Source organism: Arthrobacter sp. Y3223164, assembly GCF_059091005.1.
This window is the reverse complement of the sequence record NZ_JBNHGF010000447.1, coordinates 1-2015: the sequence shown is the minus strand read 5'-3', so window position 1 is coordinate 2015 and position 2015 is coordinate 1. Positions and strand designations below refer to the sequence as shown.

At 67.8% G+C, this 2015-nt stretch carries 2 protein-coding genes and 1 pseudogene; 2 read left to right on the top strand and 1 reads right to left on the bottom strand.

Going from position 1 to position 2015, the window contains the following annotated elements:
• A partial coding sequence (locus AC5RUJ_RS15215) for a lysophospholipid acyltransferase family protein (protein ID WP_494156135.1) occupies window positions 1-802 on the bottom strand: 802 nt, incomplete at its 3' end.
• A gap of 160 nt (window positions 803-962) precedes the next feature.
• On the opposite strand from AC5RUJ_RS15215, the gene AC5RUJ_RS15210 reads away from it, so the two are divergent.
• Window positions 963-1751, top strand: a complete 789-nt coding sequence (locus tag AC5RUJ_RS15210; RefSeq protein WP_493999452.1) for an alpha/beta hydrolase — start codon at window positions 963-965, stop codon at window positions 1749-1751.
• Window positions 1738-2015: pseudogene (locus AC5RUJ_RS15205) on the top strand (hypothetical protein); the annotation flags it as partial. The gene AC5RUJ_RS15210 and the pseudogene AC5RUJ_RS15205, both read left to right, overlap by 14 nt.

Here is a 2015-nt window from a genome sequence, read left to right as displayed (position 1 = left end):
CGGCGGGGTCCGCTCCGCCGATGACCGTGATGGCGCCGGGCGCTTTGGCCTTCGGAGGTTCCGGTTGCTCCGGCGGCAGGCCGACGGCGGCGTGGCGCTGGTTTTCGGCCTTGGCCGGTTTGCGGGCGGTCAGCTTGGCCTTGACCGTGCTGGCGTACGAATCGACGTATTCCTGGCCGGAGAGCCGCATGATCTCGTACATGATCTCGTCGGTGACCGAACGCTGGATGAACCGGTCGTCTTCCAGCCCCTTGTAGCGGGAGAAGTCCAACGGCTTGCCGATGATGATGCCCACCCGGCGGATGTTGGGGATGCGCCGGCCGATGGGCTGAACCTTGTCCGTGCCGATCATCGCCACCGGGATCACCGGCACGCCGGTGTGCAGCACCAACTTGGCCACGCCGGTCTTGCCGCGGTACAGCTTTCCGTCCGGTGACCGGGTGCCCTCCGGGTAGATGCCCAGCAGGCCGCCGTCCTGCAGCGCGTCCCGTCCCGCCAGCAAGGACGTGGCCGAGGCCGCTCCGCCGGATCGGTCCATCGGAAGCTGGTTGGTCATCCTGAAGAAAGCCGCGGTGAGCTTGCCCTTGGCGCCTTTGCCGGTGAAGTACTCGCTCTTGGCCAGGAACACCACGGGCCGGGGCACCGCGAGGGGCAGGAAAATCGAATCGGAGAAGGAAAGGTGGTTGCTGGCCAGCACCGCGGGGCCGCTGTCGGGAATGTTGTCCAGCCCCTTGACCCATGGCCGGAAGAGTAGCCGGACCACCGGTCCTACGACGATGGTCTTCATGAACCAGTAGAACACGTGTGCCTTTCCGTTCCGCCGCCGCCGGCCGCTTTACCAATACCGCTTGAGACTCTACTCCAGCTTTGGCTTTGCGTGGCTGCGCGGGATGGGGGTGCCGGAGAAAGGAACCGGTCGGCTATTGATGGCCGAACGGCTCCCGTAATGACACGATAGTGCCATGACTTCTGTTGCCGACGGCGTCTTTTCCAGCCCCGGGCACGGCCCGAATTCCCGCGTCGGCGTCGTCCTGCTGCATGGTTTCACCGGTTCCCCGCGCAGTATGCGGGGGTGGGCGGAAAGCCTGGCCGATGCCGGCTTCGGAGTACGGTTGCCGCTGCTGCCCGGTCACGGCACCACGTGGCAGGACTTGGCCACATCCCGTTGGCAAAGCTGGTACGGGGCGGCCGAGCAGGCCTTTTCGGAGCTCGCCCGCGAGCGCAGCCACGTCTTCGTGGCCGGTCTGTCCATGGGCGGAGCGTTGGCGTTGCGGCTGGCCGCGCACCGTCCGGTCTCCGGCGTGCTGCTGGTCAACCCGGGTCTGACCATCGCGGACCGGCGCGCTCCGCTGTCGGGCCTGTTGAAGTATGTCCTGCGGTCGGTGCCGGCCATTGGCAACGACATCAACAAGCCGGGCATGGATGAGGGTGCCTATGAACGCACCCCGGTGGCCGCCGCGCACCAGCTGGGCCAGCTCTTCAAGACTGTCGTGGCCGACCTGCCACGCGTCACTGCTCCTACGCTCGTCTTCCGCTCCGCGGTGGACCACATAGTCCCGGAATCTTCCATGGATGTGCTCCGGCGGCGGATTGGCACGGACCGGCTGGAGGTGGTGCCGCTGGCGGACAGCTATCACGTGGCCACCATGGACCACGACGCCGAGCTGATCTACCGCCGGTCCGCCGAATTCATTCACGCCACTGCGGCCGCGTCTCCGGGGCAGACGGGAGCAACCCATGCCCGGGCATGACCAGGACCGGGACGACGCCGCCTGGCAGGATCTGGTCGCCCGGCTGGAAGAGACAGACTCCGGCAACGCGGACGGCATGCCCCCGGAGCGGCCCGCGGCCGGCAACGGCGGCGATGCCCAGCGCCTGCGCGAGATCTTCGAGAACCGCCTGCCGGAGGTCCCGGCGGATGAAGCGCCGCCCGGGCCGCGGGATTACACCGTCGCGGAACCGGACGACGACGAGGGCTACGTCCCGCCGGAACCTGCCCCGCTGGGCGCCGGCGA